Below are 14,395 nucleotides of genomic sequence, written 5' to 3'. Positions count from 1 at the left end.
GACCGTCCTCGGGTCGTGACCCGCTCGATAGGGTGTTCTCCCACCCGGCCAGTAGGGTGACGGACCAGCGGGGCGCGGTCGGCCCGGCGTGTCGCGGGAACTCGCGCCACGCCGGACAGCTGCTCGCCGCGTCGGCCCGGTCGCGGTCGGCGGTGCCGTGCGGCACCACAGATACCAGCACCCTCGCACGGAGAAGACGAATCCTGATGTCCGAGAACCTCACCGACACCACCGAGCACGGCGCCGACGAGGCAGGCGCGGAGGACTCCATCCACGGTCGCCACCGTGGCGGGTCCGCACCCGACGACACCACCGAGCCCGACCCGCACGGCCGCCACCGGCTGGACGCCGCCGCCAACTGACGTCCGCCCGGCGACCGCGCCGGCGACACAACCGGAGGCCCGGCGCGCCACCCGCGCGCCGGGCCTCCGGCGTCCCGGTTCCCTTGCTGACCGCTGCCCGGCTGCCCGGCGCGATTCCCCTACCAGCTGGTAACCGGCCGCCCGGCGCGATCGAGTAGGGTCCCGGGGACAGGAACGGCCAGGCCGGCGCAGGCCGGGCCGGGCACGGACCGCACGTCGGCGCAGGGAGCAGCAGCACCATGAACGAGACCCGGGAGCAGACCGGCCCCGCACCCGAGGTGCTCGCCGCCTTCACCGCGGCGGACGGCTTCATGCCGCTCGACGAGGGGCTGGCGCTGTACGCCGCCGCCGTCGAGGCGGCCGAGCGGACCGGGCTGCCGGTGCTGGAGATCGGCACCTACTGCGGCCGCTCGGCGATCCTGCTGGCCGACGCCGCCCGGCGCACCGGCACGGTGGCGCTGACCGTGGACCACCACCGCGGATCCGAGGAGCAGCAGCCCGGCTGGGAGTACCACGACGCCTCCTTGGTGGACCCGGAGGTCGGCCTGATGGACACGCTGCCCCGGTTCCGCCGCACCCTGCACCGGGCCGGCCTGGAGCCGTACGTGATCGCACTGGTCGGACGCTCGCCGCAGATCGCGGCCCTCTGGGGCGGCCGGGTCGGGCTGGTCTTCATCGACGGCGGCCACACCGACGAGCACGCCGGCGGGGACTACCAGGGCTGGGTGCCGCACCTGGCGGCGGACGGTCTGCTGGTGGTGCACGACGTGTTCCCCGATCCGGCGGACGGCGGCCAGGCCCCGTACCGGGTCTACCTGCGGGCGCTCGCGGAGGGCTTCGAGGAGGTCTCGGTCACCGGGTCGCTGCGCGTGCTGCGCCGCACGGCGGGCCGAGGCCGGCCGCAAGCCGCCTGACCGGGCAGTTCCCGACGCCCCGCCGGCAGCACGGACACGGCGGAGCCCGCACGGTGGGACGGACGCGCCGGAACGGACAAGTCGGCCGATCCGGTTCCCGGCACGCCCTTTTCCGGGAGCCGGCGCCCGGGAACCCGTGATCGGCCGGTACGGTGACGACGGGCAGCGCGCAGGCCGTGACCCACGTGCCGAACACCGCGGATCCACCAGCGAGCACCGAGCACCGAGCACCGAGCACCTACCGGACAGGACCTGAAGGCGGGGGCCACACGATGACGGACCAGGGCGACATGACACCGGCGGTCTGGGACCCCACCGCGCGCGGCGGTGCGGGCGGCTGGGTCCGGCCCCAGCCGGCGGGCCCCCGGCCCACCGGGCCCGCCACCCCGCCCACCGGGCCCGGTGCGGTGGGCGACCACGGACCGCCGCTGGCCGCCCGCCCCTACCTGAGCCCGCCCGCCGAGGGGCCGGTGCCGCCGAGCGCGCCACCCGCCGGCCCGCCCGGCCGCTTCGCCACCCCCGCCGCCCCGCCGCCCCCGGCCGCCCGGCCCGCCGAGCCCACCCAGGCGCTGCCCCGCATCTCGGCGGCCGAGCCCACCAGCTACTACCTCAAGCCGCCCCTGGCGGCCCCCGGCGGCTACCCGCCCCCGCCGCCGCAGGCCCCGCCCGGCTACCCGCCACAGGCCCCCCAGCAGCAGGCCCCCCAGGGCTACCCGCCGCAGGCCCCCTACCAGCAGGCCCCGCAGGGCTATCCGCCACAGCCCTCCAACCTGCAGGCCCCACCCGGCTACCCGCCGCCGCCGGCCGCGCCCGGCGGCATCGACCTGCCGGGCCGCTACGAGGAGTACGAGCTCGCGGACGGCGGGCCGGACGACCGCCCCGCCCGCCGCGGACCGCTGCTGGTCGGCATCGGTGTGGTGCTGCTGCTGGCCGTCGGCGGCGGGACCGTGCTCGCGCTGCAGAACTCCGGCTCCAGCAACGGCACCCAGGCCGCGAAGGCCGCGCCGCCCATCGTGCCCTCCCCGACCCCCGGCTCCTCGGCGCCGGGCACGGCCGCCCCCGGCACGGCGAACGGTTCGGCGGGTCCGAGCGCGAGTCCGTCGGCGAGCGCGAGCCCGTCCGCGAACCCGAACGCGCTCGCCGAGGCCCAGGCGCTGGACGCGTTGCTGACCCGCGGTGAGGCCGCCAAGGCCCCGATCGGCAACGCGGTCGCCCAGGTGGACAGCTGCCCGGCCAAGGCCGACATCGACAGCGCCGCGCAGACCTTCGACTCCGGCGCCCAGCAGCGCGACCAACTGCTCGGCGACCTGGCCAAGCTCAACCTGGCCGACCTGCCCGGCGGTCCGGACGCGGCGGCCAGCCTGAAGACGGCCTGGCAGGAGTCCGGCGACATCGACCGCTCCTACGCGGCCTGGGCCCGCACGATCAGCGCGCAGGGCTGCGGCAGCAGCAGGACCGCCCCGTCCACCTCGGACAAGCAGCACGCCGACGCGCTCAACCCGCAAGCGACGCAAGCCAAACAGGACTTCGTGACGAAGTGGAACGCCCTGGCCGCCACCTACGGCCTGACGTCCCGCACCTGGGACAGGATCTGACTCCCCGTGAACCGCGCCACCAGCACCAGCACCAGCACCAGCACCAGCACCAGCGGCACCCGCACCCGCACCCGCACCGCAGTGACCACGGCCACCACCACCGGCACCGCCACCCGCGTGCTGGCCGCCCCGCTCGGCCTGCTCACGCTGCTCGCCCTGAGCGCCTGCGGCACCAGCACGGCCGCCACCCGTGCGGCCGCCCTCCCCCCGCTGAGCACGGCCGCGGGCGCCACGACCACCGCCACGACCGCTGGCAGCACCGCCCCGTCGCCCGCCGGCTCACCCAGCGCCGCACCAGGCACCGCCACCGCCACCGCCATGCCCCCGGCCACCGCGCCGGCCTCGCCCCCGGCCACCGCCAAGCCGCTCAGCGGCAGGACCGTGGTGATCGACCCGGGCCACAACCCGGGCAACTTCGACCACGCCACCCAGATCAACCAGCAGGTGGACGTCGGCAACGGCCGCAAGGAGTGCGACACCACCGGCACCGAGACCAACGCCGGCTACACCGAGGCCGCCTACACCCTGGACGTCTCGCACCGGATCCGCGACATCCTGCAGGGCCTGGGGGCCACCGTGCTCCTGACCCAGGACGGCGACCGCCCCTGGGGGCCGTGCGTCGACGAGCGGGCCGCGATCGGCAACAACGCGCACGCGGACGCGGCGATCTCGGTGCACGGCGACGGCGGGCCGGCCTCCGGCAGCGGCTTCCATGTGATCATGCCCGCCAAGGTGGTGGCCGGGAAGGCCGACAACAGCGCGATCGTCGACCCCTCGCACCGCCTGGGGCTGCTGGTGCGCGACAGCTTCCACACCGCGACCGGCGAGCCGTACGCCGACTACGTCGCCGACCAGGGACTGGACACCCGCAGCGATCTGGGCGGGCTCAACCTGTCCACCGTGCCGAAGGTGTTCATCGAGTGCGGGAACATGCGCAACAGCGGTGACGCACAGCGGATGACAGACCCTCAGTGGCGCCAGCGGGCGGCCCAGGGCATCGCCAATGCCTTCACCGCCTTCCTGAGCGGCAGGTCCGTGCCGACCACCGGCTGACCGTTCAAACGCGGGATCAGTAGAATCACACCCCGTTACGCCTTCACGACCCACCAGCGAGGGGACCGATCAGTGAATTTGCGCGCTCTCACCAGGGGAGATGCCGCCGTCGCAGGCGCGGCCGCGCTCCTGCTCATCTCGTCGTTCCTCCCGTACTGGTCGATCGACTGCCCCCGGTACGCACTCTCGTCGAGCTGCTCCTCCAGCGTCTGGAACAGCTCGCTGTTCCCGATCCTGCCTTCGGTCTACCTGCTCGGCATCGCGGCCGCCGCGCTGATCCTGCTGCAGCGCTTCCAGGGTGAGGCCGCCAAGACCCGGCAGATCCTGGGCCTGCGGCTGGACCAGTGGGGCGTCTCGTTCTCGGTGGTCGCCCTGTGGACCGCGCTCTGGTCGCTGGGCGCCAACTCGGACCACTCCTGGGGTGCCTACCTCGGCCTCATCGCGGTGCTGGTGCTGGCCGGGGCCGCTGTGGCCGGGCCGCTGGTGCCCGCGCTGCAGGGGCCGCTGGTGACCGACAAGCCGGCCGCGCCGCAGGGCTACCAGCCCGCTGTCGGCGGCTACCCGGGCGCCGGTCAGGGCTACCCGCAGGCGGGCGGCTACGGCTTCCCCGCGCCGGGCGTGGGCCAGCCGGGCCAGCCGGTGCCGGGCCAGCAGGGCGCGGGCCAGACCTTCGGCGGCGGCCAGCCCCAGCCGGGCGGCTACGGCTTCCCCGCCCCGGGGCAGCCGGGCCAGCCCGGCGCCGGCCAGCCGGGCCACCCGGGCCAGGACTTCGGCTACGGTCAGCCGGGCCTCGGTGCCCAGCCGCAGCCCCAGCCCCACGACGCCGCCGCCTTCGCACCGGCCGCGCAGGCCGCCCCCGCCCCGGCAGCGCCGGTCGCGGCCCAGGCGCCCGCCCCGGCCCCCATCCCCGAGCCCACCCCGGCCCCGGCGCCCGCCGCCGACTTCGCGCCGTACTGGTTCGCCGTGCCCGAGCCGCGCCCGCTGGCGCCGAAGGACGGCCCGGCCGGCCCGCCGGTCGGCGAGCTGCAGCCCGGCACCTGGTACCTCGCGGTGGACCAGCGCGGCAGCGCCCTGGTCGCCCAGCTGCAGGACGGCACCCAGGGCCTGCTGAACGACACCTCGGGCATCCAACGCGGCTGATCCGCGGCGCGCACGGCCAGACACGGCCAGACACGGCCGGGCACACAGCCGAAGGGGCCGGCGGGAGGATCTTCCTCCCGTCGGCCCCTTCGCGCGCGCTCGCTGCCTCGGTCTCAGCCTCAGCCTCAGCCTCAGCCTCAGCAGCAGCCTTGCACGGCAAGCCCGTTCGGCAGCTCCTCGGCCCCGAAGACGGCCACCGTCGCCGGGTCCCCGCCCAGCGCCGCGACCGCGAGCAGCAGCGCGCCGGCCGTCCAAGTGGTGCGCTCCTCGGGCCAGATGGCATCGTCCTCGAAGACGTAGCCGGTCCAGTAGGAGCCGTCCTCGTGGCGCAGGTGCTGGATCCAGCGCAGGATCTCCACCGCGCGCTCGGCGTCGCCCGACGCCCAGAGCGCGAGCGCGAGTTCGGCACTCTCCCCGCCGGTCACCCAGGGGCGGTCGCTGACGCAGCGCACGCCCAGTCCGGGCACCACGAAGCGGTCCCAGTCCGCCTCGATCCGCCGCCGGGCGGCCGCGCCGCGCAGCGCGCTGCCGAGCACCGGGTAGTACCAGTCCATCGAGTAGCGGCCCTTGTCGAGGAACCGCTCGGGGTGCGCGGCGACCGCGTGCTGCAGCCGACCGGTGGCCAACTCCCAGTCCGGCTGCGGCTCGCCGCGGTACTCCGCGATCGCCAGGCCGCAGCGCAGCGCGTGCAGGATGCTGGCCGAGCCGGTGAGCAGGGCCTCCTGGACCGGGGTGCCGTCCTCGTCGAGCCGCCAGGCGATCGGGCCGTCGGCCAACTGCAGGCCCACGGTGAAGTCCAGTGCCCGGCGCACCACCGGCCACATCCGGTCCAGGAACTCGTCATCGCGGCAGGTCAGTTGGTGGTGCCAGACGCCGACGGCCAGGTAGGCGCAGAAGTTGGTCTCCACGGACCGGTTGCTGACCCCGGTGGCGCCGTCCCCGAAGTAGCCCGCGTACCAGGAGCCGTCCGGGTTCTGACTCTCCGCCAGCCAGCGGTAGGCGCGCTCGGCGGCGGCGTGCTCGCCGGCCACGTCCAGCGCCATCGCGGCCTCGGTGTGGTCCCAGGGGTCCAGGTGGCCGCCGGTGAACCACGGCACGGCCCCGTCCGCCCGCTGCTCGGCCAGGATGCCGCGCACGGTGGCGGCCACCTGCTCGGCGTCCAGCACACCCGGCAGCAGCAGTGCGCGGGGGCGGGCCACCCCCTCCTGCGCCGTCACGCGCCGGCCCGGTTGGGCTTGCTGGCGTAGGCGACGAAGCTCTTGCCGATCACCGGGTTGAGCGCGGCCTCGGCGGCCTTGGTGAGCTTGCTGATCACCGGGGTGCCGACGATGTCCCAGACCAGCAGCTGGTGGTAGGCCTTGACCGGCAGCGCCTTGTCGTTGTTCACGCCGACCGCGCACTTGATCCACCAGTAGGGCGAGTGCAGCGCGTGCGCGTGGTGGGTGCCGTAGGGGGTGAGGCCGGCCTCGCGGACCTTGTCGAGCAGCTCGTCGCCCCGGTAGATCCGGATGTGGCCGCCCTCGACCTCGTGGTACTCGTCGGAGAGCGCCCAGCAGATCTTCTCCGGCAGCCAGCGCGGCACGGTCACCGCGAGCAGCCCGCCGGGCTTGAGCACCCGGGTCATCTCGGCCAGCACGCCCTTGTCGTCGGGGATGTGCTCCATCACCTCGGAGATGATGATCTTGTCGAAGGACTCGTCCTCGAACGGCAGCGCCAGCGCGTTGCCCTCCATCGCCACCGCGCTCGCCCCGGCCGGGGCCTCGCCGGCCGCCGCCATCGCGTCGAACCAGCGCTTCACCTCGGCGATCTCCTCGGCGTTCTGGTCCAGGGCCACCACGTTGGCACCGCGGCGGTAGCACTCGAACGCGTGCCGGCCCCCGCCGCACCCCAGGTCGAGCACCCGATCGCCGGGGGCGAGCGGGAATCGGGAGAAATCGACGGTCAGCACGGTGTGGAGCTCCCATTCGGTTCACGGAAATCAGGTAACGCTCAGTCAGGCCACGTTCGGTCAGGCCACGCTCAGTCAGGCCACGTTCGGTCAGGCCACGTTCGGTCAGGCCACGTTCGGTCAGCCCGAGGTTCATTCGGGCCCGGTTCGTTCAGGCCGTGCTCGTTCCGGCCGCGCTCATTCTGGCCGGGCACCGCCGGAGGGACCGCCGCCGGGCCGCACGCGAGCGGGCCACGCACCGTCACGTCAGGCGGTGTAGCGCCAGCCCGCACCGGCGCGGGCCCGCTGCCCCACGCCGGTGGCGACGGCCGCGCGGTAGCACTCGGCGGTCAGTTCGGCCGCCCGCTCCCAGGTGAAGTGGGTCAGCACCCGCTCGCGGCCTGCCGCGCCGAGCCGGGCGCGCAGCCCGGCGTCGTCCAGCAGGCGCCCCAGCGCGCCGGCCAGCGCCCCCGCGTCGCCCGGCGGCACGGCCAGGCAGGTCTGCCCGTCCGGCCCCGCGACCTCGGGGATCGCGCCGCCGGTGGTGGCCACCAGCGCGGTGCCGGTGGCCATCGCCTCGGCCGCGGGCAGCGAGAACCCCTCGTAGAGCGAGGGCACGCAGGCCACCTCGGCCGAACGGTAGAGGTCGACCAGCTCCGCGTCGGTCAGCCCGGTGCGGAACTCGATGTACGGCTCCAGGCCGAACCGCCGCACCGCGTCCGCCACCGGACCCTCGCCCTGCTTCTTGCAGACCACCACCAGGTGGGCGTCCCGCTCGGTGCGCACCTTGGCGAGCGCCTCCACCAGGTGGACCAGACCCTTGAGCGGCACGTCCGCGCTGGAGGTGGTGACGATCCGGCCCGCCACCCGCGGCACCTCGGCGGACGGCGACCAGAGCCGGGTGTCGGCGCCGATCGGCACCACCGAGACGCTGCCCGGGGAGGCACCCAGCTGCGCCACGATCCCCGCCTTGGAGCTGTCGGAGACGGTGACGATGTGGGCCAGCCGTCCGGCGACCCGGCGCTGCATCCGGGTGAAGGCGTACCAGCGGCGCAGCGACAGCCGCTTGAGCCGGGTGGTGGCCGCCGCCAGCTCCAGGCGGCGGTCCTCGGTGACCGGGTGGTGGATCGTGGTGACCAGCGGGAAGCCGTGCCTGGCCAGGCCCAGCAGGCCGTACCCGAGGGTCTGGTTGTCGTGCACCACGTCGTAGCGGCCCTTGTGCCGGGCCAGGTACTGGCGGGCCCGCAGCGAGAAGGTGAGCGGCTCGGGGAAGCCGCCGGTCCACATGGTGGCGACCTCCAGCGCGTCGATGGTGCCGCGCAGTTCGGCCAGGGCCGGGGTGCGGAACGGGTCCTCGGCTCGGTAGAGGTCCAGGCTCGGCAGCTCGACCAGGCGCACCGAGCCGGGGCCCTCGACCTCGTCCAGCACCGGGTAGGGCTGCGCGCCGATCACGTCGACGTGGTGGCCCAGCCGGGCCAGCTCGCGCGAGAGGTGCCGGACGTAGACGCCCTGGCCGCCGCAGAACGGGTCGCCGCGGTAGCTGAGCAGCGCGATCCGCAGCGGACGCCGGTCGGCCGTGGAGGGTGGCTGCCCCGTCATGGTCGGCCCCTTGAACATGTGAACAGTGAGAGACCTCGAAGATACCGGCCCGTAGCTTCGGCGTCGGAGGCGGGGAAGGTGATTCACGACACGCTCTCCCTCGGGGTGCCCGGGCGGACCGGGCGGGGGCCTTTCGCGCGCCGGTTAGAGTCGTACGGCCGCATCCGGCGCCGACCCGAGCCGTCGGCGAGAGAGCGGACCGCCAGACGCCCACCGAAAGGCTCCCGCACCATCATGCTCTCGCCCGCCCGTACCGGCACCGCCGTCCTGTCCGCCCTGCTGCTGGCCGGCCTGGCCGCGGTTCCCGCGTCGGCCGACACCCCGTCCGCCTCGCCCTCGCCGGTGGCCCCGCCCGCCGCCGTCTACGGCAAGGGCGACCCGACGTACGACGGCGTCTGGCGGCAGTCGCTCGCGCTGACCGCGCTGAGCACCGCGAAGGTGGTCCCGGCCGCCGCCGCGGTGGACTGGCTGACCGGGCAGCAGTGCGCGAACGGTGGCTGGCCCTCGTTCCGCCTCCACGCCGACGAGGGCTGCACCGCGGCGACCGAGGACAGCAACGCCACCGCGATGGCCGTCCAGGCCCTGGTGACGCTCGGCGGGCACCTGGCGGCGGTGGACAAGGGCGTCGGCTGGCTGGAGACCAACCAGAACGCCGACGGCAGCTGGTCGTACAACCCGGGCGGCCAGGGCGACGCCGACTCCACCGGTCTCGCGCTCGCCGCGCTGCGCTCGGCCGGCACCGACCCGACGACGGTGGCCAAGGCCGGCCGGACCGGGCTGGACGCGCTCGGCGCGCTGCAGCTGGACTGCGCCGCCCCGGCCGACCAGCGGGGCGCCTTCAGCTACCAGGCGGCGAGCGCCGGCCAGCCGGCGAGCGCGAACGCCCTGGCCACCGCGCAGGCCGCGCTCTCGGCGGCGGGCGGCTCGCTGCCGGTGGCGGCGGGCACCCCCACCGGCCCCGCGCCCACCCCGCCGGCCTGCCCGGCGACCACGGCCGGCGTCTCGGCCGACGGCGCCTCCAGCTACCTCGCCACCGCGCTGGCCGCGAACGGCGGGCACCTGATGCTGACCACCCCGGGCGCCGCGCCGAGCCCCGACTTCGGCGCCACCTCCTGGGCCGTGCTGAGCCTGGTCCGCGCCGGGCACCCGCAGCAGGCCGCGCCCGCCGCCGACTGGCTGAACGCCAACGCGGGCCCGTGGACCAAGGGCGCCGCCGGTACCGACCCGGCCGCCACCGCCACGCTGATCCTGGCCGCCGAGGCCGCCGGGCACGACCCGCACGCCTTCGCCGGGACCGACCTGGTCAAGCAGCTCACCGAGGCGGGCCCGGCACCGCAGAGCGTGGCGAGCACGGCCGGCAAGCCGGCCAAGAAGAAGAGCGGCCTGGCCACCCTCTGGGTGGTGGGCGTGGGCCTGCTCGCGGGCATCGGCGGCGGACTGTTCCTCAGCATGAACCGCAAGCGCTCCCTGTGACCCGGCCGAGCGGGGCCGCGAGCCCGAGGGGAGCCGCCACCCCGGGGGGAGCCACCACCCCGAGCACGATGCGGCGCGCGGCCCCGCTCGCGCTGCTCCCGCTGCTCGCCACCGCCCTGCTCGTCACGGCCCTGCTCGGCACCCTCGCCGCGGCCGGCCCCGCCGCGGCCGCCGACTACCGCTACTGGTCGTTCTGGCGCGGCACCGACAGCGGCTGGAGCTACCAGCAGCAGGGCCCCGCCGGCTACCGGCCCGCCGACGGCGGCGTGGACGGCTGGCGCTTCGCACTCAGCGCCGACGGCGGGCAGAACGCCGCCCGCCCCGCCCCCGCGCCCGACTTCGCCACCCTCTGCGCCGGCACCCCGGCCCGCACCGGCCTCAAGCGGGTCGGGGTGGTGCTGGACTTCGGCACGGCGGCCGATGCCGGGTCGACCACCGCACCGCCCGCACCCCGCGACGGCTGCGCCCAGGTGCCGCCGGACGCCAGCTCGGCCGAGGTGCTGGCCGCGCTCGCTCCGCCGCTGCGCTACGGCACCGACGGGATGCTCTGCGCCATCGCCGGCTACCCCGCGGCCGGCTGCGGCGAGGCCGCCGCCGCCCCGACGGCCGCCGCCCACGCTACCCGGCACTCCGGCCCCGCCCTCGGCCTGACCGCCGGCGGCGCCCTGGTGCTGCTGCTCGGCGCGGGCGCCCTGTGGCAGGCCCGCCGACGCCGCAGCTCATGAACCGGCGCCAACTGCACCCCGCCGCCTGGTGGCTCTGGGCGCTCGGCCTGGCCGCGGCCGCCTCCCGCACCACCAACCCGCTGCTCCTGCTGCTGATCATCGCGGTGGCCGGCTACGTGGTCGCCGCCCGCCGCACCGAGGCGCCCTGGGCCCGCTCCTACGGCACCTTCCTGCGGCTGGGCCTGGCCGTGCTGGTGCTGCGCCTCTTCTTCACCGTGCTGCTCGGCTCCCCCGTCCCCGGCACCCACACCGTGCTGACCCTGCCTCAACTACCGTTGCCCGCCTGGGCCCAGGGCGTGCGGATCGGCGGCCGGGTCACCCTGGAGGGACTGCTCTTCACGCTCTACGACGGCCTGCGGCTGGCCACCCTGCTGATCTGCGTCGGCGCGGCCAACGCGCTGGCCTCACCGGCCCGCCTGCTGAGGCTGCTGCCCGGCGCGCTCTACGAGGTGGGCGTGGCCGTGGTGGTGGCGATGTCCTTCGCGCCCAACCTGGTGGCGGACGCGCGGCGGCTGCGGGCCGCCCGCCGGCTGCGCGGCCGGCCCGACCGCGGCGTGCGCGCCGTGCTCAGCGTCGGACTGCCGGTACTGGAGAGCGCGTTGGAGCGCTCGGTGGCGCTGGCCGCGGCGATGGACAGCCGCGGCTTCGGACGCACCGCGCCGGTGCCAAGGGCGCTCGCCCGGCTGACCGCGGCGCTCACCCTGCTCGGCCTGCTCGGGGTCTGCGCGGGGGTCTACGGGCTGCTCGGCGCGGGCGGCACGAGTTGGGCGCCCCCGGTGCTGCTGCTCGGGGCGGCGGCCGGGGCGGCCGGTCTCGCGCTCGGCGGCCGGCGGACGGTGCGCACCCGCTACCGGCCCGACCGCTGGGGGCCGCCGGAGTGGCTGGTGGCCGGTTCAGGACTCGCCGCCGCGGCCGCGGTGATCTGGCTCTCCGCCACCGACCCCGGCCCCTTCGCCCCCGGCGTGGTCCCGCTGACCGCCCCCGAACTGCCGCTCGCCGCCGCCCTGGCGATCCTGCCGGCCCTGCTGCCGGCCGTCGCGGCGCCCGCCCCGGCCCGCCTGCGCACCCCCGTCACCCGGAAGGACCGCCGCCCGTGATCACCTTCGAACAGGTCTCGGTCCACTACGCCGACGCGCCCGCCCCCGCGCTCACCGGCGTCGATCTGACCGTCCCCGAGGGCTCGCTCTGCCTGCTGGTCGGCCGGTCGGGTGTCGGCAAGTCCACCCTGCTCGGCACCGTCAACGGGCTGGTCCCGCACTTCACCGGCGGCGTGCTGCACGGCCGCGTCACGGTGGACGGCCGCGACACCCGCGACCACCGCCCGCGCGAACTGGCCGACCTGGTCGGCACGGTGGGCCAGGACGTGGGCGCGCACTTCGTCACCGACACGGTCGAGGACGAACTCGCCTACGGCATGGAGTCGCTGGGCCTGCCGCCCGCCGTGATGCGGCGCCGGGTCGAGGAGACACTGGACCTGCTGGGCCTGGTCGAACTGCGCGACCGCCCGCTCGGCACGCTCTCCGGCGGGCAGCGCCAGCGGGTGGCGATCGGCTCGGTGCTGACCGTCCATCCGAAGGTCCTGGTGCTGGACGAGCCCACCTCCGCGCTCGACCCGGGCGCCGCCGAGGAGGTGCTGGCCGTGGTGCAGCGGCTGGTGCACGACCTGGGCACCACCGTGCTGCTGGCCGAGCACCGCCTGGAGCGGGTGGTGCAGTACGCGGACCAGGTGCTGCTGCTGCCCGGCCACGGCAAGCCCGCGATGCTGGGCGAGCCCGCCGAGGTGCTGGCCCACTCCACCGTCAACCCGCCCGTGGTGGGCCTGGGCAAGCTGGCCGGCTGGCGGCCGCTGCCGCTCACCGTGCGCGACGCCCGCCGCGTGGCCGGGCCGCTGCGCGAGAGGCTCGCCCGGAGCCCGCGCCGCCCCGCCGCCCCGCCGCCGGTCGGCCCGCCGGTCGCCGAGGCCGAGCGCCTGGGCGTCCGACGCGGCCCGATCCCGGCCGTGCGCGACCTCGCGCTCACCCTGTACGCCGGGCAGATCACCGCGCTGATGGGCCGCAACGGCGCCGGCAAGTCCAGCCTGCTCGGCGCCCTGGCCGGCCTGCACGCCCCGTCGGGCGGCTCGGTCCGGGTCGCCGGTCTCACCCCGCACAAGGCCCGCCCGCGGCAACTGGTCCGGCAGGTCGGCCTGGTCCCGCAGGACCCGCGCGACCTGCTCAGCACCGCCACGGTGGCCGCCGAGTGCGCCGCCGCCGACCAGGACTGCGGTGCGGAGCCGGGCAGTTGCCGCACCCTGCTGGCCGAACTCGCCCCGGGCCTGGCCGACGACACCCACCCGCGCGACCTCTCCGAAGGCCAGCGGCTCACCCTCGCCCTCGCCGTGGTGCTGACCGCCCGCCCCGCCCTGCTGCTGCTCGACGAGCCCACCCGCGGCCTGGACTACGCGGCCAAGGCGAGCCTGGGCCACGTCCTGCGGTCGCTGGCCGGCCAGGGCCACGCGATCCTGCTGGCCACCCACGACGTCGAACTCGCCGCCGAGGTCGCCCACCGCACCCTGGTACTGGCCGACGGCGAGCTGATCGCCGACGGCCCGTCGGCCGAGGTGGTGCTCGCCTCGCCGGTCTACGCCCCGCAGGTGGCCAAGGTGCTGGCCCCCGATCCCTGGCTGACGACCACCCAGGTCTTCGAGGCGCTCGCGGACGGCCCCCGGTGAGCCGCCCCGTCCCGCTCGGACCCCGCTCGGTCCTCGCGCTCACCCTCACCTCCCTGGTGGGCCTGGTCGCCTTCGGCTGGCCGCTGCTCGCCGCGCCCTCCGCCGCGCTGGTCGGCCACGCCGCCGACGCCCCCTGGCTCTTCACCCTGCTGCTGCCGCTGCTGCTGGCCGTGCTGGTCGCCCAGCTCAGCGAGCACGGCCTGGACCCCAAGACGGTCGCCCTGCTCGGCGTGCTGGCCGCCGCCGGCGCGGCACTGCGCCCGCTCGGCGCGGGCACGGCGGGCCTGGACCCGATGTTCTTCCTGATGGTGCTGGCCGGGCGGGTGCTCGGGCCGGGCACCGGCTTCGTGCTGGGCGCCCTCAGCATGCTCGCCTCCGCGCTGCTCACCGGCGGGGTGGGGCCCTGGCTGCCGTTCCAGATGCTCAGCATGGGCTGGGTCTGCCTGGGCGCCGGCCTGCTGCCCGGGACCGGCACCCTGCGCGGCCGTCGCGAACTGCTGCTGCTCGCGGGCTACGGCGCGCTCTCCGCCGTCCTGTACGGCACCGTGATGAACCTGCAGGGCTGGCCCTACATCGGCGGCCTGGGCAGCTCGATCGCCTTCGTCCCCGGGGACCCGCTGAGCGCCAACCTGCCCCGCTTCGCGGTGTACTGCCTGACCACCTCGATGGGCTGGGACCTGCCCAGGGCCGCGCTCACCGCCACCCTCTGCCTCGCCGCCGGCACCCCCGTGCTGCGCGCCCTGCGCCGCGCCACCCGCCGCGCCGCCTTCGACGCCCCGGTGGCCTTCCACCGCGACGGCGAGGAGCTCGCCCCCGCTGCTCGGGACCGGTGGGCCTGAGTCCGACCGTCTGAGACCCACGTCTGATTCTGGCGTCCGATTCTGAAGTCTGAGACTC

Annotated in this window: 13 protein-coding genes; 10 read left to right on the top strand and 3 right to left on the bottom strand. The window is 76.0% G+C overall.

Annotated elements, in window-relative coordinates; translation table 11 throughout:
- The first annotated feature begins 206 nt into the window (after nt 1-206).
- The 5 genes from OG455_RS28550 to OG455_RS28530 all read left to right on the top strand — a co-directional run bounded on the left by OG455_RS28550 (nt 207) and on the right by OG455_RS28530 (nt 5,064).
- Entirely contained in the window at nt 207-362 is a 156-nt protein-coding gene (locus OG455_RS28550; protein WP_266298533.1) for a hypothetical protein, read from the top strand.
- Between the two features lie 239 nt (nt 363-601).
- Nucleotides 602-1,276, top strand: coding sequence for a class I SAM-dependent methyltransferase (locus OG455_RS28545; protein WP_266298531.1), 675 nt, complete (start codon nt 602-604; stop codon nt 1,274-1,276).
- Nucleotides 1,277-1,548: 272 nt separating this feature from the next.
- Entirely contained in the window at nt 1,549-2,871 is a 1,323-nt protein-coding gene (locus tag OG455_RS28540; RefSeq protein WP_266298529.1) for a hypothetical protein, read from the top strand.
- 6 nt (nt 2,872-2,877) lie between these two features.
- Complete coding sequence (locus OG455_RS28535) at nt 2,878-3,924, top strand: N-acetylmuramoyl-L-alanine amidase (RefSeq protein WP_266298527.1); 1,047 nt, start codon at nt 2,878-2,880, stop codon at nt 3,922-3,924.
- Nucleotides 3,925-3,996: 72 nt separating this feature from the next.
- Nucleotides 3,997-5,064 carry a DUF5336 domain-containing protein gene (locus OG455_RS28530; protein WP_266298525.1) on the top strand — a complete coding sequence of 356 codons (1,068 nt, stop codon included), beginning with the start codon at nt 3,997-3,999 and terminating at the stop codon, nt 5,062-5,064.
- Nucleotides 5,065-5,201: 137 nt separating this feature from the next.
- On the opposite strand, the gene OG455_RS28525 is transcribed toward OG455_RS28530, so the two are convergent.
- From OG455_RS28525 to OG455_RS28515, 3 genes are all read right to left on the bottom strand, one after another.
- Nucleotides 5,202-6,230 carry a prenyltransferase/squalene oxidase repeat-containing protein gene (locus OG455_RS28525; RefSeq protein ID WP_266300984.1) on the bottom strand — a complete coding sequence of 343 codons (1,029 nt, stop codon included), beginning with the start codon at nt 6,228-6,230 and terminating at the stop codon, nt 5,202-5,204.
- Nucleotides 6,231-6,277: 47 nt separating this feature from the next.
- Nucleotides 6,278-7,012 carry a class I SAM-dependent methyltransferase gene (locus OG455_RS28520; RefSeq protein ID WP_266298523.1) on the bottom strand — a complete coding sequence of 245 codons (735 nt, stop codon included), beginning with the start codon at nt 7,010-7,012 and terminating at the stop codon, nt 6,278-6,280.
- Nucleotides 7,013-7,258: 246 nt separating this feature from the next.
- Nucleotides 7,259-8,590, bottom strand: coding sequence for a glycosyltransferase family 4 protein (locus OG455_RS28515; protein WP_266298522.1), 1,332 nt, complete (start codon nt 8,588-8,590; stop codon nt 7,259-7,261).
- Nucleotides 8,591-8,824: 234 nt separating this feature from the next.
- On the opposite strand from OG455_RS28515, the gene OG455_RS28510 reads away from it, so the two are divergent.
- The 5 genes from OG455_RS28510 to OG455_RS28490 all read left to right on the top strand — a co-directional run bounded on the left by OG455_RS28510 (nt 8,825) and on the right by OG455_RS28490 (nt 14,337).
- On the top strand, nt 8,825-10,063 hold the full coding sequence (locus OG455_RS28510; RefSeq protein ID WP_266298521.1) for a prenyltransferase/squalene oxidase repeat-containing protein: 1,239 nt from the start codon (nt 8,825-8,827) through the stop codon (nt 10,061-10,063).
- Nucleotides 10,064-10,131: 68 nt separating this feature from the next.
- A complete protein-coding gene (locus OG455_RS28505) occupies nt 10,132-10,788 on the top strand; it encodes an SCO2322 family protein (protein ID WP_266298520.1) in 657 nt (218 codons plus the stop codon).
- Nucleotides 10,785-11,885, top strand: coding sequence for a CbiQ family ECF transporter T component (locus tag OG455_RS28500; RefSeq protein WP_266298518.1), 1,101 nt, complete (start codon nt 10,785-10,787; stop codon nt 11,883-11,885). Before OG455_RS28505 ends, OG455_RS28500 begins: the two co-directional genes overlap by 4 nt.
- Nucleotides 11,882-13,498, top strand: a complete 1,617-nt coding sequence (locus OG455_RS28495; protein WP_266298516.1) for an ABC transporter ATP-binding protein — start codon at nt 11,882-11,884, stop codon at nt 13,496-13,498. The genes OG455_RS28500 and OG455_RS28495 overlap by 4 nt, the downstream gene beginning before the upstream one ends.
- A complete protein-coding gene (locus OG455_RS28490; protein WP_323185588.1) occupies nt 13,495-14,337 on the top strand; it encodes an ECF transporter S component in 843 nt (280 codons plus the stop codon). Before OG455_RS28495 ends, OG455_RS28490 begins: the two co-directional genes overlap by 4 nt.
- Nucleotides 14,338-14,395 lie beyond the last annotated feature (58 nt).

Origin of the sequence: Kitasatospora sp. NBC_01287 (assembly GCF_026340565.1) — a bacterium.
Classification (GTDB): domain Bacteria; phylum Actinomycetota; class Actinomycetes; order Streptomycetales; family Streptomycetaceae; genus Kitasatospora.
This window is presented reverse-complemented; position numbering and strand designations above follow the sequence as displayed.